This window comes from Fundidesulfovibrio sp. (assembly GCF_058402725.1).
In genome coordinates this window covers 1-22,419 of sequence record NZ_JBZVFJ010000047.1, presented here as the reverse complement: position 1 = coordinate 22,419, position 22,419 = coordinate 1, and the positions used below count along the sequence as shown (strand labels likewise).

The following is a 22,419-nucleotide window of genomic DNA, read 5'->3' as shown; positions in this document are numbered from 1 at the left end:
CGGGCGCGGCGGCGAGCTTGGTCTCGGTCTTGGCGGCGTAGCGGCCGCCCAGTTCGCTGACCTGGCCGGAGGTGAGCCCGGCGGTGGAGGAACCCAGTGGATACTTGGGCGCTCCGGCGTTGTTCTCGTAGAGCCAGCCCACGGAGCCTTCCACGTCCAGCCACCAGGTGCGGCACTCGGGGGTGCGCAGCCGCGCGAACGGCCCGGCGATGAAGAGCAGGTCCGGGCTGTAGTAGCCGCCATGGCCGAAGGTGTAGAAGTTGCTGTTCACGGCGTAGTGCTTGAGCGTGGCGAACGCGCCCAGGGCAAGCTCGGCCTCCTGGAAGCGGAAGGTGCGCCCGGCGGAAAGGTTGCCCGAGAGCCCGGCGTTGCCCTCCACGTTCTCGCCCCAGAGGTAGTCGGCTTGTCCGCCTGCGGTGACGAACCAGTCCGTGGCGGGAGTGAAGGTGATCCTGCCCCGGCCGCCCGTGCGCAGCACCCTGCCCCAGGAGCGCGAGCCGTAGGGGTCGCGCAGGCCTGTCCAGGAAAGGATGGATTCCGTGACGGCCTTCTGGTGCACGGCCAGCTCCCATTCCGGGGTGGACACCGAGAAGGCGAAGGTGGGCATGGGCGCGACTGGGCCTCCGATGGGCGAGGTTCCGGCCTCCAGCCTCCAGCGGTAGGGGCCTTCCACGTCCAGGGCCAGCAGGGGCGTGTAGACCGTCAGGTCCGTGAGCAGGGCGTTGCGCTGGGGCGTGCCCGCCACGCGGGCGAAGTAGGAGCCCGCATAGGGGGACGGGGGCGCGTCTCCGCTGGAGAGGAAATGGGCCGAGGCCCCGACCGTGAAGCGCATGCCCGAGGGCAGAGCCCAGGAGTAACGGGCCGGGACGCTCCATTCCAGCAGCCGGGAGGTCCCCTTGTCGCCGGTCTTGGAGCGCACGAACCCCAGGGCGTCGATCTGGGGCGTGTCGGCGTTGGTGCAGCAGCCGTCCGTACCCGTGGCCGCCGCCAGGATGGGGGCCTTCTGGGCCGTGTAGAAGTCTGCGGCGGCGCGTCTGGTTTCGGGGTCCTGGGCCATCCGGGCCGCCGTCTCGAAAGCCTGAACACGCTGCCCCGTGGCGGCGTACCCCTGGGCCATGGGGGCAAGGAAGCGCTTGTCGCCCGTGGCCGCATAGCGTTCGGAGAAGGTTTTCAGAGCCTTGGCGTCCTCGCCCCGGGCCTGGGCGATCCAGGCGTCGAGTTCGGCCAGCTCCCCTCCTCCGGGCTGGAGGGCGCGCGCCGCGTCCGCCTGCCGGGCCGCGAGGGCCGGATCCTTGGCGTCCAGGGCCGTGAAGGCCTGCTTCACATGGACCTGATAGGCCAGGTCGCGCATGGCGGGGTCGTCGGCATGGCCGCTGGAGGCGGTCACGCCCAGGGCCTCGTCCAGGAGGCCGAGTCGCAGGTTGGCGTAGCCAAGTCCCAGTTGGAGATCGAGGCGCTTGGGGAAGGCTCCGACCAGTTCGCGAAACGCCCGCTGGGCCTGGGCGGCGCGGCCATTGGCGAGATCGTCCCAGGCCAGGGCGGCCCGGGCGTCGGGGTCGGCCGGGTCGGCGACCAGGATGTCCCGGGCCAGCTGGAGCTTGCGGGCCTGGCTGGTGGAGGCGTCGCCCATTTCCTTGCGGTCCAGGGTCAGGGCCAGGCGGCGAAGGGCTTCGGCGCGGGCCGGGTCGGACGGGGGCGATGCCTGCCGGAAGCGATCCAGCTTCTGACGCACGGCCCCCGGGGATTCCAGGGCGGCCAGCTCGTAGAGCACGCCCAGGCGCACGCCGAAGTCCTGACGCGGGCAGGCTGCGAGGCGATCCAGCACGGAGCGGGCCTCATCCTGCCGGGAGACGCCGACGAGGCCTTGGGCGATCTTCAGGAACACGTCTGCGTCGGCGCAGCGCTCCAGGGCGGCAGAATGCTCCTTGAGCAGCGCTGCCAGTTTGCGGGCGTCGGGGGCCGAGCCGGCGCGGGCCAGCGCCTGGCGCACGCCGTCGGGCGTTGCGGCCGGTGCGGGGGGCGGAGCCACGGGGTCGATGGGGACGGGCTCGCGCCACTGGGCGCGCTGGGCCTCGGGCAGGAGGGCCAGCGTCCTTTCAAGTGCGGACTTGTCGCCCCTGGCGCGCAGCACGGTGAGCAGCGCGGGCAGACTCTCCGGAAGCCGGTATCCTTTGTCCACGAGGGTTTGGAACTGCGTCTGGGCCTCATCCAGCCGCTGAAGACGCATGGCCGCGAAGCCGAGACCCAGCCGCGCCTGCAGGAGCGTCTCGCCCGCGCCCTGCTCCAGGGCCTGGGAAAAACGGGATGACGCGGCCGGGAAATCTCCCTGGGAGAAGAGTTCCCAGCCTTCGGCCACGGCGCGCTCCGGCGGCACGGCGGGGAGCGGCGTCCCGGAAACGGCCCGCCTGCCCTGCTGGGCCGAGCGCTCCACGGTCGGGGGCGTTTCCCGGGCGCTGTCGGCTCCGGGGACGGCGAGGGGTTCGCGAACCACCGAAGCCCCCCCGCCCGAACGCTCCACCCCCTGGGCCTGGGCGTGGCCGCCCGAGAACAGCGCCAGGAGCGCCAGCGCGGCCAGGAGGGGCTTCACAGGCCGCTCCGCAGCCCGGCCATCAGGCAGAGCACGTGGGAATAGTAGTCGTCCTGCTCGCTGGGCAGTTTGGCGGCGGCCTTGTCCCGGAGGGACTGGGCCACGGGGTCGCCCAGGGTTTCGGCGGCGCGGGCCAGCACGGCGTAGAACCCGGCCGGGGCCTCGCCCTGGTCCTGCGCGCCGGGGACGAGGGCGATCCTGGCGGGAAGGCTTCCCTCCCGCGCGAAGCGTTCCAGCAGCGGGGAAAAGCGGGCCAGGCCCTCACGATCCTTGTCCCAGGCCAGGTAGAGGGGGACGCGGATGGCGTCGTAGGAGAAGTGGCGGCCTTTCTCGCCCCAGGGGGCCACCCTGCCCCCGGCCACGGCGGCCCAGTCCGGCGGCAGATTCAACGGTCCGGTGAGGCTTTTGGCCAGAAGTTCGCGGCAGGCGGCGTGGAGCTTGCGCCAGAAGGGGGCGTCGTCCAGGCGGGCCAGGTCGTGGAAGGCGGGAAAGATGAAATAGGAAGGGTTGAAGGCGGTCTCGCCCGGTTTGACGAATCCTTCGCGTCCGGGCAGGAGCACCGTGTAGCCGGAATCGGAGAGCACGAGCTTCTCCCGGATGAGCACAGCCAGGGAGCGCGCGGCCTCGCGCCATTCGGGGCGTCCGAAGCGTTCGGAAGCCCCCAGGAGGGTCCAGGCCAGCACGATGTCCGCATCGGAGGCGTCATTTGGGTCCAGCACGCCCCAGGAGCCGTCGTCGCGCCTGCCCCAGGACCAGGCGGGCAGTCCCTGGGCCTGCGGCGTCATGAGGTTGTCGCGGGTCCAGGACCAGAGTTTTTCGAAGAGCGGCTGGTCGCCCTGGGAGAGAGCCAGGAGCATGGTGAAGGCCTGGCCCTCGGAATGGCTCATCTGATTGTTGCCGAAATCGATGACGCGGCCGTCCTGTTGGACGAAGCGGGCCTTGTAGGCCTCCCATGCGGTCTGGGCGCACGCGCTGCGCGGCGCGGCCGCCGCGAGCAGGATCATGGCCGCCAACCCGGCCACGAGGCGCGCCGGAAGACCGGAGCGAGCCCCTGCGTGGGCCGCGCCGTGCACGCTGTGCGGCAATTGATCCATTGGCGGCATACGGAACAGCACCTTGTTCGCATCGTCTTCACGGCGTCCATGTCGTCCGGCCGCGAGCCGCTCCGGCGCGGTGCCCGCGAGGATGCAACGCGAAGCAGGAAGCGGCGGCGGCATGCTCGCTCTCCCCTGCCGTTCGCGGGTTCCACTGGAACGTCCGTCGGCAGTGCTTTCATGGAGATGCTCGCACCGCGTTATCTTTCTGAAGAACGTTTCCCGACGATTGTCAAGGGCTTTTGCGCCGTGTGGAGTGTACGTCAGAATTCGGGCGCTTTTTCTCCCGGCGTCGGCGGGAGGCGTGGGCGTCATTTTGCGTGGAGGGATCCATCGCGGCATCGCTGCGCGATGCGTGATGAGCTGCAGTGCATGGCGCATTCCTGTTCCATGTGACCACGGAACGGGAAAGGCCGGACGGCATTTTGCGCGTTTGCACCGAATCGTCATGCAAAAAACGGGACGATCCGCTAGGATGCCCCCATTCGATCAAATGGAGGCATCCCATGAGCGACAAGACCGTTCTTCTGGACGTTGAGGAGACCATGCTGCGCTACGACGCCGCCGTGGCTCTGAGGAAGCTGGCCGACGACCTGGCCCAGGGGACGCTCCCCTCGGCCGAGGGCGGCGTGGCCGTGGGCGAGACCGTGAAGGTGGAGATGAAAGGCAAAGTGAAGCCCAAGGACGGCGGAGTGAAGGGCTCCCTCAAAGTGGAGCTTTCCTGGCGCTCCTGAGCCGCCCGCCCCGGCGTTGCCCGCGCCGGGGCCTTGCGGCGCGGCGGACTCAGGCCCGACGAAGCCCGGCCGCGTAGAACCGTTCGTAGTCGGCAGCCATGCGCGCCGCGTCGAAGTGGCGCAGGGCGCGCTCGCGTCCACGCGCCGAGAGTTCCCGCCGGAGCGGCTCGCGTCCGAGCACGTCGAGCACACGTTCGACAAGGCCCGCCTCGTCGTCCAAAGGGACGAGCAGGCCCCCCTCCCCTTCCGGTAACTGTTCCGGGATGCCCCCCACCGCGTAGGAGACCACGGGCAGCCCATGGGCCATGGCCTCCAGGACCACCAGCGGATGGTTGTCCGCCATGCTGGGATAGGCCAGCACGTCCGAGGCCGCGTAGAGCGCCTGGAGCCATTCTCCTTCGACGTAGGGCAGCGCCAGCTCCCCTTCGCCCCGCCGTGTCTCGTCGCCGCCGGCCGAGACCACCAGGAGCCGCGAGGCCAGGGGCTGCGGAGCGCCCCGGCGCAGCGCCTGGCGGATGGCCTCGAACCGCCCTCCCCCCTTGTAGCCTGCGCGCTGCGCGCCGTGGGCCAGGAAGAGCGCCACCCGCGCCCCGGCGTCGATGCCCAGGCGCGCGCGAGCCCGGGCTCTGTCCGGCAGTTGCGCGGGAATTTCCACTCCGTTGGGGATCACCGTCACCCCCAATCCGGGCCATGCGGACCGGGCGAGCCTGGCCATCCAGCGCGAGGGCGCGGCCACGAAGGCCAGGGTCGTCAGGGCCGCCGCGCGCCGTGCGGCGCGGGCCGCCCCGGATTCCGGATAGCCGCGCGGGCAGGGGTCGCGGCAATCTTCATGGAAGCGGGGACAGTCCAGAGGATAGACGCACCCCCCCGTGAGGGGCGAACAGTCGTGCAGGGTGAGCGCCAGCGGCCTTCCGGACCGGGCGAAGCCGGACAGGAGCGCAGGCCAGTCCCTGGTGGCGTGCGCGTGGACCAGCGCTCCGTGCGGCGCTTGCTCCGCCAGCGCTTCCGGGGCGATCGGGCTTTCGCAGGCCCGGGGCTCCCCGGACCGGGGCGCTTCCGGTTCGTCGATCTCGAAGCTCAGCCCCGCGCCCGGCCCCTTTTCCTGTCGCCCGGCCAGGGCCCGGGCCACACGGACCGCGCCGCCGCGACGGCGCAGCACCACGTGATGGTGCACGTCCGGCAGGTCAGGCACGGCTCAGTTCCAGCAGGTCGTGCTTGAGGCACCAGAGCACCATGGCCTCGGCGCGCACGGCGTCGACTCCCGCCACGGCGGCGGGAAGCGCCTCGGCCAGGTCCTTGTAGGCACGTGGTTTGCGCGCCAGAACCAGCAGGGAGCGCACGGCGTTCAAGTCCACCAAGTCCTCCATGCCGGCATGGATCACGGGATGGTCCTGCCCGCGATAGACCGCCGATCCCAGGCGCGTGGCCTGGAGCTTGTCCGACTCGTCCAGGCGTTGCGTGGGGTACGAAGCGAAAACCCGGGCATAGTCCACGGCCATGGGGTGCGCGGCGGCGGGCCGTTCGGGAGCGGGCCGCTCCCAGAGAGACTCCCAGAGCGCCACGTGGCGGCGCACGATCTCCTCCCAGGCATAGCCCTGGGCGTGTCGCCTGGCGGCCTGGGACATGGCGCGTCGCGCCGCCTGGTCGACGGCCAGGCGCTCGATGGCCCGGGCCAGTTCGCCCACGTCCACGGCCAGTCGCTGGGCCAGCAGGAGGTGCGTGTGGTTGTCGAAGCGCAGGGGCGCCAGGAGGTCCACGTCGGGGGTGTCGCGAGGGCCGATGGTGCGCGTCAGATAGCCCGTCTCGTCCGGCAGGACCAGATCGCGGTAGCCGTCGAAGTCGGAGGCGATGACCGGCAGGCCCGAGGCCTGGGCCTCCAGCAGAGTGAGCCCGAAGGTCTCCTGGAGGTTGTCCGAGGGCGAGAGGAACACGTCGCAGGCCTGGTAGAGATCCCGCTTCGCCTCCTCGGAGGGGCTTTCGATCACGGTGAGGGCCAGGCCGATGTTGCGCGCCAGTACTTCGATGGTTGGGCGGCCCCAGCCGTCGGGCTCGGCATGTCCCGCCAGCACGAGACGCATGGCCGAGAGGGTGGGGGACGCCAGGGCCAGCCGGTGGAAGGCGCGCAGCAAGGGGAGAAAGTCCATCTTGGAACTCAGGCAGAGCCTTGCCAGCACCAGGAACACCGTCTCCTCGCCGAAGCCCAGGCGTGCGCGCAGTTCCTGACGCTTCCGGCCGTCGGCAGGGGCGTAAAAGGCCGCGTCCACGCCGAGGGGGATCACCTCCACGGCGGGCTCCGGGTAGGCTGCCGGGTCCAGGTCATAGCCCTGACGCAGGAGGCCGTAGTAGCCGCGCACCACCTTTGCCGCCGTGGCCGAAGTTGCCACCACCACGTCGCGCGGCGTGGTGCAGGGGCTCAGGTGCTTGAGAAAATCCTGCCCGTAGCGCGCGTAACTGAGCGAATGCGTCACGGACGTTACGGGAAAGATTTGCCGGGAGCGGGCGTTGCGCACGGCGGCCAGGTATCCCGGATGCATGATGCAGTCCGACAGATGGAAGGCGTGGTGGGGCGTGCGCTCGATCTCGCTGGGCAGGTCGCGCCGGTCCAGCAGGGTGACCTTGGAGAGCCCGGGCAGGTTGCCGGGCAACCCCGCAGCGAGGCGGGCGAAGTCCGTGCCGGCGGCCTTGGAGGGCAGGTAGAAGCGGTAGGCGTCGAAGGGATCCTGGGCCAGGAGCGCCTGGAGAAAGGCCCTGTTTGCCTGGATGCGGCCCAGCGTAGGACCGCGTTCGAGGAAGGGGTCCAGCGTGGCCCAGACTCGCCCGGTGCTCATATTCCTGAAGAAACACGCCTGGAGCCGGAAGTCAAACCATCCGGGGGATGGCCTCTGTCGAGCATTGGCGCGCGTATTGCAAGTCTGCTGTGGGCGAAACAGGACGCCACACCGGAGGAACGCCATGAAGCGCGGCAACCGACCTGATCTGATCTGGGGCCTCGGCCTGGACGACGAGTTGACTAAGTCCATCGAACTGGCTCTGGGTACGGGATACGTCATCAAGAACTGGCCCGTCTCGGGCCTGCCCTCCAAGCGGGACATGGACAAGGCCAGCCCCTTGACGGTGTGGGTGCCGCTTTCCGTGTGGAACGCCCTGCCTCCGTCCACGCGCCGTCACCTGCGCGACTGGGAACTGACCCAGCGCGTGCTCGTGCTCGACAGCGACAAGAAGGGGCCCGACGTGGAGGAAATTCTCGAACTGGGCTTCCTCACGGCGCTCACGCCGCCCGTCACCGACAACAAGGTCCGCGACGCGGTGTTCCGCGCCAAGGAAGTGCGCGGCCTCTACGACGACATCTTCGGCATGACGCGCGAGATCATGCTGGAGCGCGAACTCCTGGCCCGCAAGACAGATCAGATCATCTTCCTGAACACGGTGCTCACCCGCGCCTCCCAGAGCCTGGAGCCCGGACGCATCCTCTCCGACGCCCGCGAGGACCTGAGCCTGCTCTTCCCCGTGCACGGCCTCCAGGGCATCTTCTGGCAGCCCGACGACGAGGGCCGCCTTGAAGCCGAGCTGTTCCTGGCCCCCTGCCTGGATCCCCACGGACGCCAGCGCTGGGTGGAATACCTCATGAGCCACGGCACGCGCCTGGCCGGAGGCGTGCTGGACGCCTTCATCGTGGAGCATCTGATCCAGAGCTCCCCGGAAGACTGCCTGGCCGACCCCTCGCCCCAGACCACGCTGCTTCTGCCCCTCAAGGTGGCCGGAAGCGCCTTCGGATGCCTGGCCATCTCCAAGGACAAGGACCTGCGCCTGGGCCGCGACCAGGTGACCTCCCTCAATGCGGCCGCCAACCATCTGGCCCTTGCCCTGCGCAACGCCATGCTCTTCCGCGACGTGAAGGCCAAGGCCGACCACGACGGCCTGACGCGCATTCACAATCGCCAATCCTTTGACGAACGGCTGGCCGACGAGCTCAAGCGCCACCAGCGCTACCGCCACAACCTGAGCCTGCTGCTCTTCGACCTGGACCACTTCAAGGCCATCAACGACACCTACGGCCATCAGGCCGGCGACCTGGTGCTGCGCGACGTGGGGGCCATCCTGGAGGAATCCTGCCGCGACACGGACTTCGCGGCGCGCTACGGCGGGGAGGAATTCGTGATCATTCTGCCCCAGACCAGCGAGGACCAGGCCTGGGTGCTGGCCGAGCGCATCCGCCGCAAGGTGGAGCACAAGGGATTCCAGTTCTCGGACAAGACCTTCAAGGTGACGGCCTCCATCGGCGTGGCCACCCTCACGCCCGGCTCCCTGGACCGGCGCGAGGACCTGATCCACAAGGCGGACCAGGCCCTGTACCTGGCCAAGTCCGGCGGCCGCAACATGGTGTGCGTGTCGCAGGGCCGCGAGCAGAAGATGGCGGCCGCCCTGGCGCGACCCGCTTGACAACGGACATGGCCCGGCATACGAAGTCCAACTCGCGGGCAGTTAGCTCAGATGGATAGAGCGTTGGCCTCCGGAGCCAAAGGCCACAGGTTCGAATCCTGTACTGCCCGCCACAAGGAAACCAAGGGGTTAGATGCAAAATCTAACCCCTCTTTTTCGCCCTCGATTTCCTTATCCACACGTACCCCACAGGGGGTAAAGGCGTGAAAATCGCCGATGGTGGCGAGGCAATCCGCCATCACCACGGAATCGGACAGCAGCCCCGAGGCCTTTCCTTCGGGACTGTCCACGGAAATGAATACGCGCCAGCCCATCCCGGCCCGGCGCAGGTTGCTCGTCACCATGGAGACGATCACTTGCGCCAAGCCCGTGTCCAATCCATCGGCCTGGACGATCACCACCGGGCGCAGCTTGGCCGTCAAGCCGTCCGTGTTGGGGAACACCGCCAGGGCCACGTCACCGCGCCTCAAGGGCCTTCCTCGCTTCGTCGTAGTTGTCATAGGCGTCCATCTCGGGAGCCTCCCAATCCGGGGCGAAGGCTTCCAGACGTGTGCGCGTCTCCTTGGCTTCGGCCTCGGTCAGGCCGAAGGATTCCACGGGCCGCCCGGTGCATCCCGCCGCAAGCCGGTCCTGAAGGGCTTCCCACTCGGCAACGGGAATCACCACGAAAGCGTCAGCGCCCGAGGTGTCCTTGATGATTTGGATGCTCATTGGATGTTCTCCTTTTGGGCATGAACGATGCGACCTTCTCCGCGTAGTTTCGTCAGTAGCTGCCCCGGTTGCGGCTGTCCACCTTGCCCGGCGAGGTCAGCCCCTCTTGTTCATCCGGTCCAGGGCCAGGCGGATGATTTCCGCGTCCGCCTGATCCTTCAGCCTTGTGGTCTGCTTGGTCCGCAGAAGCCCTTCCAGGTCCAGCACGGGAATGCTCACGCCCACCACTTTGATTGGCCGGGCCTGCCGCTCCAACTCCTCGAACGCGATTCCGGCCACGCTGGGCATCACGTCCACGGTGATTTCGTCGTTGATGCGGATGGCATGAAGGTGGTCGCCCTGGAAGGGGTCTTCCTCGTCAAGCAGCTCGCGGGCCGCGCCGTCCGGCAGGTGGGACAAGGCCAAAACCCAACGCCCCGCGTTCTCGGGGGCCGGATCAACGGCCACGTCGATGTCGTAGGTGGTCCGGGTGAACCCGTGCGCCTGAAGGGCATAGCCACCCACCAGGATGAATCGCGCCCCATGGTCCGCCAGGAGCTTGCAGACGCGGGCCACGTCTTCCCATGTCGCTGGGCGTGTGTGTTCATCCATGGCGGGCCTCGTTGGCGGCCACGGTGGAAGCCGTCCAGGCCATCCAATCGGCGTTGGCCTCCTCGTGGCTCTGGTAACGAAACACGCCCTTGGGCACGCGGGAAGGGAAGGCGTTCAACTGGCGGACGCGCTCCCGATCCTGTTCGGTCGGTGGCCGCAACTCACCTTCCAGGGGAGGACGGCGTCTGCCGATGACGCGGGAGAACACGGGCTCCGTGGGGGCCTGGGCCACGCGCGCCGCGTCGTGGCTGGCCGGGAGGTTCGCAACCATGCGCTGTTCGTTAGCCTGGGCGCTGGCGGTCAACTGGCCGAAGATATCCCCGGCCACGTCCGCCGCACGTTTCAGGGCGTCATCCCTCAGGTGGGCGTAGCGTTGCGTCATGGCCGCGCTCTTGTGCGTCATGAGCTTTTGGAGCGTGTACATGTCCACCGCTCCGGAGCTTGCCAGCATGGAGGCGTAGACGTGCCGCAAGCCGTGGATGGCCCGGAAGTTTTCGGGGAGTCCCGCGCGTTGCTTGATCCGCGACACCTGATGATTGATGTCCACGCGCTGGCGTCCACCCCTGCCGGGGAACACATGGGGGCTGTCCGTCCTGGGCAAGGATTGGAGCAGTTGGCGGGCGGCCTCATTCAAGGGGATTTTCTGGCTCGGGCCGCCTTTGGGGTCGCGGATGTGGATGAAGCCGCGTTCAAAGTCTACGTCATCCCACAGGAGCTTGAACATTTCGCCGCGCCTCATGCCGGTGAACAGGGCTACCTTCATGATGCCAGCCGCCCACGGGTTGGGGTCCGCCTCGACGGCCTCCAGGAGCGCGGAGAGCTGTTCGGGGTCCAGGTCTTCCGTCTTGCAATTGTCCACGCGGGGAATCTCGAAAGAAAGCCTGGAAGGCTCGGGGGCGGGGCATAGCCCCTTGAGCACGGCGAAGCGTACCAGACGGCGCAAAAGCGCGATGACGTGCTTGACTGTCTGGGGGCTCTTGCCCTGCTTCTTGGTGAGGAAGACGCGGAGGCGGTCAACATCCAGGGTCAGGATTTGCCCCGGCTCCTTGTCCGCGAACCTGGGGGCGATGTAGAGCGAATAGCGGCATTCGTCCTGCCTGAGGCCCTTGACCTCCCGTTGGCTCTTGTATTCGTCCCAAATGCGGCCAATGGTCCAGCGGTTGGCCTCGGCTTCCCTGGCGGCCTGTTCCTTCGCGCGGCGCACGGCGTTGGGGTCTTCATCGCCATGGATGCGGCGGGCGCGGATGGCGTTGGCCTTGGCCGGGGTCATGTCGTCCTGGAATTGCCGCCCGGCTTTCTCCTCAACCAGCTTTCCCCCCCGGCGGTAGCGGATCACGTAGATGCGCTCCGGCTTGCCGTCCGCAACCGACTTGCCCAGGTAGTAGACAACCCCCGGATAGCTGGTCTTGATTCGCTCCTGTGTCTTCGGCATGGCCGTCCCCCCCACCGAAATGTTACCCCACACTATACCCCACACATGGGGCCAAAATAGGGCGAAGGGGGGAGAAGTCAAGAGTAAACAAAATCAATGATTATGGGAGATATGGCGACAAGAGAGTAGTAGGGAGAAACAATGCCCTTGGGCCTCCGGAGCCAAAGGCCACAGGTTCGAATCCTGTACTGCCCGCCACAAGGAAAACAAGGGGTTGCGACCGAAAGTCGCAACCCCTTCTCCGTTTCTGGCTAACGCATGGCTAACGACGTTGCCAGACTGAGCACGCTGCGGTACTGGCCGGGCTTAACAGCCTGTTGGGGCGCCTCTCCCTACGTCCAAATCCGTGTACAAGAACCCTAGGGCAATCCATCCGTTTCCGATGCCAACATATCCTTGTAGGCTTTATCCATAAGTCCCCTGAGCCAATCCCTAAACTCATCACGTTGCTTCAGGGTGAACCGCTCTGAAGGGTTAAACGGATCGAGCGCCTTAAGCCGGACCTCGCCTGGGTTTGGCAGCCAGGCCCCCCGGGGCAGGATGGAACCGGCCCCGGAGATGATGATCGGGGCAACGCGGACATTGAACTTGAGCGCCATGATCATGCCGCCGATCTTGAAATCCCCCAGTTTCTCGTGATCGGTGGAACGGGTTCCCTCCGGGAAGATGACCACCGAGACGCCTCGTTTGCAGACTTCGGCGGCTTCGGAGATCGACTCCATGGCCTTCCGAAAATGCTCGCGATGAATGGGAATGTGGCCCATGCGCCGCAAGGCGTGCCCGAACAGAGGGATTTGGGACAGGCTTTCCTTGGCCACATAACGGAAGTTCCAGTGCTTGAGGCCTGCGAACAATACCACGATGTCGAAATAGCTGGCATGGTTAGCCATGAACACATAAGTCGCCCCGGGCGTGAGCCTGGACAGGTCGGCTCGGACACGGACGCCTAACAGGAATAACGCCAATTCCGCCCCGGACTGCGCAATTTTGTGGGACAGGGAACTGTTCTTTCCAATCCCGGCCGTGAGCCAGCACAAAGCGCTGGCTAAGAAGATGAGGGGAACAATCAGCAGCATGAACAGCACTTTGCGGACAAGTACCATAGATCATCCACCTTTGATGTCCGTCACCCCTACGGTTCAGAACACACGCCCGGTGCCTAGAAGATCCTTTCTGGTTCATACCATGGATTTCGTTGGCGGATTTGACTGCAACTTCCTGGCCGGACGAGGCGTTTACAGAAGTCATACATCTTCACTATCGTACTGAAGACCGTCCGGATCTTTGGCATACTGATCCTGCAAAACAATCCCATTCAAAATTGCTCAGGATTCCTTGCGCGTCACTTCAAGGTAAACCTTGCCAGTCGCACGACACCGGCCCCAATGTTCGCAATGCGCACAGCACCCATGAAGAGACACGTCCGCCTGTCAACCAGCGCCTGTTGCCGCGACTCATATCACAACAATTGATTGTTTGAGCAAACAGCCATAAACATATACTCTTGATTTGTTGACCAACAGAGTCCGTAGCAAATCATCATGACATGGAATTGTCGCACTCATACATTCCAATCTGTTGGCTATTGAAAGGGTTGCCTTGCTGTTCATCGCCACATACCGAGCTACATGAATCAATCCGCAAGAGGCCCCTGTTTACGGCAGTCTCTGTCGATGTGGCAGAGGTTGCGTATTCTTCTGCTGCGCCATGGATTATTGAAGCAAACTGTCAACGAACATGCAAGCGACAACGGTTCGACGCTCCATGATCCGGAGAATTGTTCAAACAATATCTCCAAATTTCGCTCGAGGGGCAAGAGTGTTATGGGCCGAGGCGCATCTCCCAGGGGCATCTTGGGGAAAATACCCCAGCAAAGTCATCGCCTCTTCGCAGACTGCGGTGATGCCTGAATAGTCGGTGTAGTCGTTTGAGTGGTTCACTTTTCCTGTTTTGCCACAGAGGGCGTCAAATACGGCGTGGCCGACTGGGAAACTGTCGAGCCCACAGAAATCAAGTATACGCTCTACGCTTCCTCTCGGATCAGCCAAGATTGACTCGAATCGAACAGTCAACAGGTGAGGGAGTTTGTGCCCATGTTCGTTCATGAACTCGACCGCATCGCGCCACAACAGAGACGTAGTCCTGCTGTCGCGCGGACCAAAGCGCTCCACATATTCTTCCAGGCGCGGCAAGCGCGGATAAGGGACAAATCGATCAAGTGCCATGGCCAGAGGCTTTCCTGAGGCTTTGATGGCATCGAGTTGTTCGTTGCACCGGTCGTAGAGTTTGAGCATGGAGTTTGCCGTAAGGCGCGGGTCGCGGACGAGATGGATGAATCGGGCATCGGGAAATATCTCGGCCAAAAGGGGCGCGTACGGAATGAAGCCGGGATTCTTGCAAAAGAACCGCCTCCGTCCTTCGAACTGATCCAACACGATGGAAATGGTGCGATGGATCCTGAGCAGGGTGTCAGCGCTCAGTTCTGACGCATGGATGTCATGATATCGCAGGCTCGCCGGATCCAACTGCAGCCATTCCCCCCAGAAGGCGAGCCCCTCGCTGGGGCCGTGTAGGCTGTTGATCACGGAGTCCTTGATGAAGCGCTCCCCTCGCGCGTCAAGTCGCAACAAGCGGGCGACGAAGCAAGCCACCCGGATAGAAGAACGGAAATGGTGCATCCAATTTGTAAAGTAACCAAGGCCCGGATGGGCGCACAGCAGTGTTTGAAGCCAAGTAGAGCCGGTGCGCGGGAGACAGACAATGAACACCGGAGATGCGGCCGCGGCGACTCCTGCCGGCTCGGGCAAGAGCTTTTCAAGTTTCTCAAAGACGCGCCCCGCCAATCCCAAATCCAGGATCGGGAATGCGAACTGACTGTCAAAACCGCTTTTGAGGAGCAGTCGCGAGAGAACGTTGGCGTATTCCGTATGCATTAAACCACCTCACTCCATGTGGCGGTCGAAGACCTTGAGGGGTTTCCACCCGGCCAGCCTCGCCAAAGAAAGAAGAGCTGGTGCTGCATAGGCCATGTACTTGGCGGCCAATGCCTGCAACGCGCCCATGTCCTTGCTCGCCAGACTCGCCCCAATGGGGATGCCTACATAGGTGGCCGGGTCATCGGCTTCCAGCATGAGGATACGCCTGCACAGCGAGACTGCATTGATGGGCTGCTCCCCCGGCTGCGATGCAAGAGCCTTGCAAAACACCGCGCCGGCAGCCTTGGCAAGGTCATTCGGAACCTCCTCGATGCTCAATCCGTGGCAATGTACCGCAGCTCGCAATGCGGCGATTCGCTTGCCATGGTAATCGAGCCATCGCCCGAAGCGCGCCTGCTCCGGACAGGCTGGGCGCCCATACGCGACGACCTCGAAGCCCGGATGCATTTCCAGGAAGGACGGCGGCAGAATTCTCCCCTTCCAGTTGAGCATGGAGAGAATGCCGTGTTCCCGGGCCAGATCATGAAACGTGCTCGCGCCTTCAGCCTTGAGGATCTCGTAAAAGCCCTCGCTCAACAGCTTTATGAAGGTCAAAAAGGCCCGGCGATTCACGTCTCCAAGTCTGAGAATATCCGGGTGCATGATACCAACAGTTGCATACACCGAATGAACAAACGTGGAACAATTTCCTACAATGCGTGACTGTGCATCCAGCTCTCCCGCCTGGCCCGGCGCTACGAGCTTATATGAAAAATCACCCAAAGACTCCCTGATCGCGCCGTAACTCAGTTCCGTGTCAATGCTGTAGTTACGCAAGACAAGCCATTGGTAAATGCCATGCTTCCCATCTCCTGCAAGCCATTCGCCGACAGAGACTGCCCTGATGCCACCCATGAACGTATTTGTTTCATCCGGATAACAGTCTGCAACCTTCAAATCGTCACCATCCCGGACAACAATACCACAATGGGAATACCCGGACAACATGGCCGAAGCTATGCCCAATGAACAGGGGAGCGTCGGCAGGCGAAGCACTGCGTCTCCGGCTTTCAAACCATTGATTGCTCCAGGAGGTTGCGCTGTATCGGCGAACAACCCGCCGTCACGATACAACGACATATCGGAAAAGAAGCGTTCCAGAGCAAGGGCGGATTGTCCTTTTACTTTCATGTCATTCCATTGTGAGGCTTGAGATCGGATCGAGTCGTGCCGCAGACAGAGAGGGTCCCAGGCCGAAGGCGACGGCCACGGCGCTTGCTCCTCCGAATCCGTAAAGCCATACTTTTGCAGAAAATGACAGGGCAATCATTTGACTCTCATTAACAAAACCAGCCCCACCCAAGCACAGCAGAGATCCGATGATCGCTCCAGTGATGCAGAGCATCAGCGTTTCTACAAGAAATTGGAACCCTATGTCCCGCTGCCGCGCACCTACGGCCTTGAGTATGGCTATCTCCTGGCGTCGCTGATCGATGCATACATAGGAGAGGTTTGCAAGTACAATCCCGGATACTGTCAGTGTCACCACGGAAAATACGCCTAAAAATATACTCACACCAGACTTGAGCACCTTTAGAAAGTTGATGATTTCGCTGGATGATACGATGCTGAAATCGTCTGCGTCGATATCAGCCAGGGTGTGTCGATGTCTGAGGAGTTCTCGTAGACTGTTCATGCCCGCTTCCACATCAGCAGAATCATGGAATACGACCCTAAGGCCGTTTACATACTTTCTGTCCAAGTTGAAGCAGCGAAGCAACGAATTCAGCGGCACGACAACACGGTCGTCCATGCTGGCCTGGGCGGACGAGAAACCACGGACAGAAAGTATCCCCTTCACGACAAAAACGTGCCTGCCTATGGTTACGGTGGCGCCAACCGGTGAAGCCGACCCAAAGAGTTCCCGGCTGACAGTCTCGCCAAGCAGGCAGACCTTGCGGTGAGTCCTGTTGTCCTCTTCGTTAAGGTCTTCTCCTGATTCCAGCCCCCAATTCCAGGCTTCGCAAAAGGGGGGGCTGCTACCCACCAGCACTGTAGTCGTGTAGTTCTCACCCTTATAGCCGATGCCTACAGAACGGATATTGCGGCCACTTGTTACGAGACGCACACCTGGAAGCTGAGTGCGCACAGACTCCACGTCATCCATGGTGAGCGTCAGGGGGCGCTGACTGAATGGGCTAACAAGCGCGTTGCCCCCAGTTACAAATACAGCATTCGCGCCGAACCATTCCACAAACTCATCTAATTTGCTGTCGGCACCGTCAATCACAGCCTGTGTAACGATCACGCTGACTACACCGAGGGCCACAGAGAGAACAGTGAAACAGCTGCGCAGGGGGTGCACCACTAGGCAATGCGCACAATATTGTACCATTTTGATATAACGAATAAACATGCTGGATCTCACCATTGGTTTCTACGGGCAGTAGAGTCCTCGGTCACTCTGAAGCCTGATGGCCGCCTGTTGCATTCTGCCGTTCCGCCCATTGATTCCAGGCGCATCGCTACAGAAAGACCATGATGCAATGATACTCGCCGATCAGCAAGATGATCTGTACGGCTGTCGGACCTACGAATCGCCCCGGCGAGGCGCGGATCGGAAGCAGGCCCCCCTCCGGATCCCGCGCGTGCACTCCTGCCGCGCATCAGCGTGTCGCGAATTAACCCGACAACATGACGCTGGCAGCGGATCCGGAGGTTCTCCCGCACCAGAGCCTGACCTGATGAATGCCGCCTGCCAGACCCAGGAACTTCCCGAGTTCCCACCCGATCGAGTCAGCCATTTAATCCAGGCCCCTTCTCCAAACGACGCCTATCGGGCACGGTTGTTGTTACCGATGCGGCGACAAGACTATTCTCCGGGTTGGCAGCGTCCCTTCGTCTCGCCTCATGCAACTCGCCAAACTCCACTGCACCGGGATTCCGCCGAAATAATTGCCCGTCGTTCGAAGAACGCAAACTGAAAACCGTGTTGTACATCGTAGCAGTAGCATCCCCCCGCCCTGCCGTCATGTCCTCCCCAAGCAGCACCATAAACGCCCAACGGCTACCTGTCGACGATTCCCGCACGCGGGCGAAATTCCGGTTTACATCACACCCAAAACCCCCTCGATCAGCCTCGAAGCCAGCCAATCCTCCGCGACGTAGGCGGACAGCTTGATCCCCTTCTTCTTGTCGGCCCTGTAGGCCGGGGCCAGCTCGCCGGAGCCTACCTTGCGGTAGAACTCGGGCTTGGAAATGCCCAGGCGGCGACAGAATACTTCCACCCCTTGAGGCGCTCGTCCGCCACGCTACCTCCTCCCCAGGATCCGCGACTTCACGCTCCGGCCGCCAGGGGCCGCCCGGTCCCCGCCTGCCCAGCCATGCAGGGCGCACCAGACGCCGATGAGAGCGCCCCCCAGGTGTTTGGCTAACGAACTGGCTAACCGTCCATGAGAAACGGGGAGGCACGGTCGGCTGGAGGACGGGATGTCCGTGGAACGGCATTCAGGAGAGAGTATGGCAAGGTATATGTCGGCTCTAGCCCCTTTTGCCTCCGGAGCCCAAGGCCACAGGCTCGAAGCCTGTGCTGCCCGCCAAAAATTTCAAGGGGTTGGACGAATAGTCCGACCCCTTGAAATTATTGGCGGGCAGCATGATCTTCAGGCGGTGAATCCTTCCGCCTCCCCTACCCCTTCCAGAAACCCGGGGCCGCGCCGGGCAGGTGCCTCATGTCTTCCCAGCGGTCCAGCCATTTGAAGTGGAACTTCACGTCGTTGCCCGTGATGTTGCCCAGGGAAGACATGCTCAGCACGCTGCGCACCGAAACCCCGGAGGTCTGGCGATGCACGCAGGTCACGGTGCCGCAGTACATCACCTTCCATCCGGCCAGGCAGAGTTGGAGGTCGTGGTCGGTGTCGTCCACCTGGGAGGGGCTGTAGCGGATGTCGAAGCTTGGGGCGTCCTGGAGGGTGGCCACGCGCAGCAGGTGCTGGCAGCCCATGACCACGCTCGTCTCCTTGATCACGTCGTAGATCCCGACGTCGTACTGCTGCGAAGGCGCTCCGGGACTCACGCGTACGCCGTCGGGCGTGGCGATGCACAGATGGCGGTAGAGGTATTGCAGCATGGTGAACTCGCCGGGGAACACCACCTTGCAGCCCACGTTGCCGATCTTCGGGTCCGATTCGGCAACGGTGAGCATGTGAGCCAGCCAGTCGGGCTGGAGGTACACGTCGTCGTCGAGGAAGGCCGCGTAGTCGCAGGCCTGCACGCCGGGCAGGCCCAGGAGCCAGTTGCGCGCGGCCGGAGCGCCAATGTTCACGTGCAGGTCGATGATCTCGAAATCGCGGTCCGCGAAGAGCGCACGGGCCTTCTCGGCCACGGCGCGGCTGCGGTCCTTGCAGCCGTTGAGCAGCACCTTGATGGACGCCGGGCCGATGTCGCAGCCGGCGAGGCTTTGCAGGGTTTCCTCCAGCATGTCGGCCTTGTTCCAGGTGTAGAGGAGGATGCAGACCTTTTTGGAGCGCACCAGGCTGTGGTCGGGCCGGAAAGGCGTGCGCAGGGCCTCCAGGCGTCGGGCGTAGGGACGCTGGAGAGGGTCCAGCTCCACGGCGCGGGCGTAGAGGGCAAGGGCCTCTCCCGTGTCGCCCCGGCGGCGGAACATCTCGGCGGCCAGGCTCAGGCTGATGGGGTCGTCGGCCGCGACGGAGCGCGCGCGCTTCCAAAGGGGCCAGGCGCGCTCGTCGTCGCCCATTGAGGCGTGGTGGTTGAAGAGCCTCCTGGTCCACAGGGGCTCCAGCACCTTGGGGCAGCGGAATCCCTCCAGGACAGCGTCCGGCTGCTCGCTCCTGTGGTGGGCCACGGTCAGCAGCATGTCGGCGAAGCGCACGGCCATGGGGTGGCGCTTGAGCACCTCCCGGCACATGTCCTGGATTTCTTCGGAATGGTACTTGATGTGCGTCTGCCTGGCTTTTTCGAAGACCTCGGGCGCGGCGTGGGTGGCGTCCAGAACCTTGACCACGGTCTCCGCGCCGGGGGCCAACCCCAGCCCGACTGCGAGCCTGAGGATGTCCGTGTCGAAGGGGGAGAGGCTCACGACCGAGCGCACGGCCTGGGCCAGGAGCGCGCGCGCCTGGGGAGGCAGCGAGGTCGCGCCCGCGCCCAGCATCCGGTTGATGAAGGAGATGCACTGGAGCATATCCACCTGGAAACCGTCGATGATGGCTGCGTAGTAGCCGCAGGCGTCCTCGAAGGAGAGCGCGTTGAGCTCCTCCTCGGGATTCATCACCTGCCCAAAGGAAAGGGGGTTGGCCATGGGTCGCTCCATGCGTGTTTGATGTTCGTGCCATGCCGCGCCGGGCGCGGGTTGTGTCCGTATGCTCCGGGTCAGCGTCCGGCGGGCTCATCCTGGGGCGTTGAGCGCGTCGACGCGAGTTGGGTTGGGGGGGCGGCCTGGGCCTCCATCCGCAACAGAAGGTTCAGCAGTTGTCCGATGCGTGTCGCAGCCATTGGCGCGTCGCCCTTGCGGCAGGCCGTTTCCAAGGAGGCTGTACGCTCCGGCAGGTCGGGTATGCCGAGGGTCATGAACACGCCCTTGATGTCGTGAGCGGCCTGGGCAGCGTCCGCCATGCGCCCTTCGTCCACGGCCTCCCGGGCTTGGGCGGCGCGTTCGCGCAGGTAGGCCAGGGCCTCGCCCATCAGGGGGCGCAGGGCCGTCGCAGCCTGGGCCAGGAGCTCCTGAGGGGACGGAGCCCCGCCGCACAGACGCGCGATGGCGGCGTCCAGGGCGTCCAGGCTCACGGGCTTGGCCAGGTAGTCTGACATGCCCGCGTCCAGGAAGCGTTCGCGGTCACCGGTCATGGCGTAGGCCGTCAGGGCGATCACGGGCATCCGCCGGCCGGACTCCCCGAATTGGCCCGCACGCAGCCTGCGCACCACCTCCACTCCGTCCACACGGGGCATCTGCACGTCGAGAAGGGCCAGGTCGAAGCCGCCGCGCGCCAGGGCTTCCTGGGCCTGCTGGCCGTCCTCGACCTGGACCACGCGGTGGCCAAGGCTGGAAAGGAACTCACCGAAGACGTGGCGGTTGGAGGCGTTGTCCTCCGCCAGGAGCACCCTCAGGCGAGCGGCGCCGCGTTGCTGTTCGGGCGTGTCGTCCGCGGGGGCGCCGGGCGCAGCGGCCAGCTCGAAGCGCGCCGTGAAGGAGAACACGCTGCCTCCGCCTGGGCTGGCTTCCACCCAGACGCGTCCGTCCATGAGCTGCGTGAGCTCGCGGCAGATGGCCAGCCCCAGGCCCACGCCCTGATAGGCCTTGGAATAGCTTGAGTCGCCTTGCCGGAAGCTCTCGAAGATGGTCTCCTCCATGCCCGTGGGCACTCCGGGGCCGGTGTCGGACACCCGGAAAAGCAGCTCCACCCTCCCAGCGTCCGGCGGGGAGGCCACGCGCACGGAGAACGCTATCCTCCCCTCGCGGGTGAATTTGGCGGCATTGCCCAGGAGATTGTCCACCACCTGGCCCAGGCGCAGGGAGTCGCCCAGGAGCCAGGGGGGAAGATCCTCGGGCACGTCTTGCTCGAAGGAGAGGCCGCGTTCGCGCAGGGCGGCGGCATGGGGGGCCAGCATGCCCAGGATGGCCCGGCGCGTCTCGAATATCTTGCGCTCCAGCCGGAGTTCTCCGGCTTCCACGCGCGAGAGGTCCAGCACTTCGCCGATGATGCCCAGGAGCGAACTGGCGCAGGTGGTGATCATCTCCAGGTTGGATTCGATCTTGCCCAGATCGCGCGAACGGCGCGAGAGATCGGCCAGCCCGATGATGGCCGAGAGGGGCGTGCGGATCTCGTGGCTCATGTTGGCCAGAAACTCGCTTTTGGCGCGGTTGGCGGCCTGGGCGGCGGAGGTCATGCGGCGGGCCTTTTCCAGGGCCGAGTCGAGTTCGGCGGTGCGGTCGCGCACGGTCTGGTCCAGGTCGCTGTTGAGCATCTCGAGCTTGCGGGCGTAAGCCTCCTTGTCCCGGTTGGCCTTGTCCAGGGCGTCCAGATAGCCCTGGAGGCGGTCGTGCATCTCCAGGAAGGCGCTGGCCAGCGTGGAAATCTCGTCGCGGCCCGTCGCGGCCCCGGCCAGTTCCCGGCGGATTCCCTTCGGCAGACGGAAGCGGGCGCGCGGCAGTTCCGCCGAGGCCTCTGCCATGGCCCGCAACGGCTGCGTTGAGCGCGCCAGCACCCAGTAGAGCAGCAAGGCGAAGGTTCCCAGGAACGCCATGACGATGAAGGCCTGCTTGGTCGCGGTGGCCAGTCCCGCCGCGCGCAACGCGGCGGTCTCCACGGTGTAGAACACGCGCCAGTCCAGGGGTTTGAAGGCGACGGAGAAGACCAGGGCCTCCACCGAACGGCCCGAGGGTTCCCTCCAGCGCAGCGTGGCGGGCTCGCCGGGCCGGACCTCGCGCAGGAGCGTCCAGGCCAGGGGCGCGCCCGATTCGTCGGCGAGTTCCCGGATGGGGGGACTCTCCGCCGGAGGCGGAACCACCTCCGAACCGTCTCCGGCGAGGATGAACACCTGATGGGGCAGGTATTCCCGCAGGCGGGCCGTCATCTGGCTCATTTCCCCGGCGAGGCGGTCCTTTCTGGCCCTTTCGGCCGTTTCGATGTCGTCGATGGAGTGCCGGGCCACCGCGAGCCAACCCCACGGGGCGAAGAACCGCGAGTAGGAGAGGTAGCGCTTCGTTCCGCCGTTTTCATCCCACAGGATCACGGAGAAGGTTCCGTCGCTCCTGCGGGCTTCCTGGCGAAGGCTTTCGAAGGCCAGGTTGCCGCGCAGGTCGGTGAGACCCGCCAGCACGGAGCGCCTGGCCTCGGGCGGTGCGGCCAGAACTTGCAGCGTGGCCGCGTCCACCCCATAGAGCCCCGAGTCCGCGGGG

The 22,419-nt window shown here is 64.7% G+C and carries 16 protein-coding genes, 2 tRNA genes and 1 pseudogene; 4 read left to right on the top strand and 15 right to left on the bottom strand.

Going from position 1 to position 22,419, the window contains the following annotated elements:
• Nucleotides 1-2,587, bottom strand: a 2,587-nt coding sequence (locus tag ACV4UX_RS08175; protein ID WP_491592816.1) for a cellulose synthase subunit BcsC-related outer membrane protein, incomplete at its 3' end; no start/stop codon positions are given.
• Complete coding sequence (locus ACV4UX_RS08170) at nucleotides 2,584-3,690, bottom strand: family 8 glycosyl hydrolase (protein ID WP_491592815.1); 1,107 nt, start codon at nucleotides 3,688-3,690, stop codon at nucleotides 2,584-2,586. The genes ACV4UX_RS08175 and ACV4UX_RS08170, both read right to left, overlap by 4 nt.
• 497 nt (nucleotides 3,691-4,187) lie before the next feature.
• Between ACV4UX_RS08170 and ACV4UX_RS08165 the strand changes: the two genes are divergently transcribed.
• Entirely contained in the window at nucleotides 4,188-4,415 is a 228-nt protein-coding gene (locus tag ACV4UX_RS08165; protein WP_491592814.1) for an amphi-Trp domain-containing protein, read from the top strand.
• Nucleotides 4,416-4,464: 49 nt separating this feature from the next.
• Here ACV4UX_RS08165 and ACV4UX_RS08160 read toward each other — a convergent pair whose 3' ends face one another.
• Complete coding sequence (locus ACV4UX_RS08160) at nucleotides 4,465-5,607, bottom strand: glycosyltransferase (RefSeq protein WP_491592813.1); 1,143 nt, start codon at nucleotides 5,605-5,607, stop codon at nucleotides 4,465-4,467.
• A complete protein-coding gene (locus ACV4UX_RS08155) occupies nucleotides 5,600-7,243 on the bottom strand; it encodes a glycosyltransferase family 4 protein (protein WP_491592812.1) in 1,644 nt (547 codons plus the stop codon). The genes ACV4UX_RS08160 and ACV4UX_RS08155 overlap by 8 nt, the downstream gene beginning before the upstream one ends.
• A gap of 124 nt (nucleotides 7,244-7,367) precedes the next feature.
• On the opposite strand from ACV4UX_RS08155, the gene ACV4UX_RS08150 reads away from it, so the two are divergent.
• Nucleotides 7,368-8,855 (top strand): GGDEF domain-containing protein, encoded by a 1,488-nt coding sequence (locus ACV4UX_RS08150; protein ID WP_491592811.1) that lies wholly within the window; start codon nucleotides 7,368-7,370, stop codon nucleotides 8,853-8,855.
• Nucleotides 8,856-8,891: 36 nt separating this feature from the next.
• Nucleotides 8,892-8,968: transfer RNA gene (locus tag ACV4UX_RS08145), tRNA-Arg, on the top strand.
• Nucleotides 8,969-9,130: 162 nt separating this feature from the next.
• Here the strand turns inward: ACV4UX_RS08145 and ACV4UX_RS08140 are convergent.
• From ACV4UX_RS08140 to ACV4UX_RS08125, 4 genes and pseudogenes are all read right to left on the bottom strand, one after another.
• A pseudogene (locus ACV4UX_RS08140) lies at nucleotides 9,131-9,355 on the bottom strand (type II toxin-antitoxin system PemK/MazF family toxin); the annotation flags it as partial.
• On the bottom strand, nucleotides 9,312-9,566 hold the full coding sequence (locus ACV4UX_RS08135) for a hypothetical protein (RefSeq protein WP_491592810.1): 255 nt from the start codon (nucleotides 9,564-9,566) through the stop codon (nucleotides 9,312-9,314). The gene ACV4UX_RS08135 and the pseudogene ACV4UX_RS08140, both read right to left, overlap by 44 nt.
• Before the next feature lie 96 nt (nucleotides 9,567-9,662).
• Nucleotides 9,663-10,157: a hypothetical protein gene (locus ACV4UX_RS08130; protein ID WP_491592809.1), complete on the bottom strand. Its 495-nt coding sequence runs from the start codon at nucleotides 10,155-10,157 to the stop codon at nucleotides 9,663-9,665.
• Nucleotides 10,150-11,589: a tyrosine-type recombinase/integrase gene (locus tag ACV4UX_RS08125; RefSeq protein ID WP_491592808.1), complete on the bottom strand. Its 1,440-nt coding sequence runs from the start codon at nucleotides 11,587-11,589 to the stop codon at nucleotides 10,150-10,152. Before ACV4UX_RS08125 ends, ACV4UX_RS08130 begins: the two co-directional genes overlap by 8 nt.
• A gap of 123 nt (nucleotides 11,590-11,712) precedes the next feature.
• On the opposite strand from ACV4UX_RS08125, the gene ACV4UX_RS08120 reads away from it, so the two are divergent.
• Nucleotides 11,713-11,787 (top strand) — tRNA-Arg (locus tag ACV4UX_RS08120).
• Nucleotides 11,788-11,948: 161 nt separating this feature from the next.
• Here the strand turns inward: ACV4UX_RS08120 and ACV4UX_RS08115 are convergent.
• The 7 genes from ACV4UX_RS08115 to ACV4UX_RS08085 all read right to left on the bottom strand — a co-directional run.
• Nucleotides 11,949-12,692, bottom strand: a complete 744-nt coding sequence (locus ACV4UX_RS08115; RefSeq protein ID WP_491592807.1) for a lysophospholipid acyltransferase family protein — start codon at nucleotides 12,690-12,692, stop codon at nucleotides 11,949-11,951.
• A gap of 678 nt (nucleotides 12,693-13,370) precedes the next feature.
• Nucleotides 13,371-14,522 carry a sulfotransferase family protein gene (locus tag ACV4UX_RS08110; protein ID WP_491592806.1) on the bottom strand — a complete coding sequence of 384 codons (1,152 nt, stop codon included), beginning with the start codon at nucleotides 14,520-14,522 and terminating at the stop codon, nucleotides 13,371-13,373.
• 9 nt (nucleotides 14,523-14,531) lie between these two features.
• Nucleotides 14,532-15,695: a hypothetical protein gene (locus ACV4UX_RS08105; RefSeq protein ID WP_491592805.1), complete on the bottom strand. Its 1,164-nt coding sequence runs from the start codon at nucleotides 15,693-15,695 to the stop codon at nucleotides 14,532-14,534.
• A 1-nt stretch (nucleotide 15,696) separates the two neighbouring features.
• Nucleotides 15,697-16,899, bottom strand: a complete 1,203-nt coding sequence (locus ACV4UX_RS08100) for an ABC transporter permease (RefSeq protein WP_491592820.1) — start codon at nucleotides 16,897-16,899, stop codon at nucleotides 15,697-15,699.
• A 712-nt stretch (nucleotides 16,900-17,611) separates the two neighbouring features.
• Nucleotides 17,612-17,791 carry a hypothetical protein gene (locus ACV4UX_RS08095; protein ID WP_491592804.1) on the bottom strand — a complete coding sequence of 60 codons (180 nt, stop codon included), beginning with the start codon at nucleotides 17,789-17,791 and terminating at the stop codon, nucleotides 17,612-17,614.
• Nucleotides 17,792-18,192: 401 nt separating this feature from the next.
• Nucleotides 18,193-19,821, bottom strand: coding sequence for a glycosyltransferase (locus tag ACV4UX_RS08090; protein WP_491592803.1), 1,629 nt, complete (start codon nucleotides 19,819-19,821; stop codon nucleotides 18,193-18,195).
• 71 nt (nucleotides 19,822-19,892) lie between these two features.
• Nucleotides 19,893-22,419 (bottom strand): ATP-binding protein (locus tag ACV4UX_RS08085; RefSeq protein WP_491592802.1); only part of this gene is annotated, 2,527 nt, incomplete at its 5' end.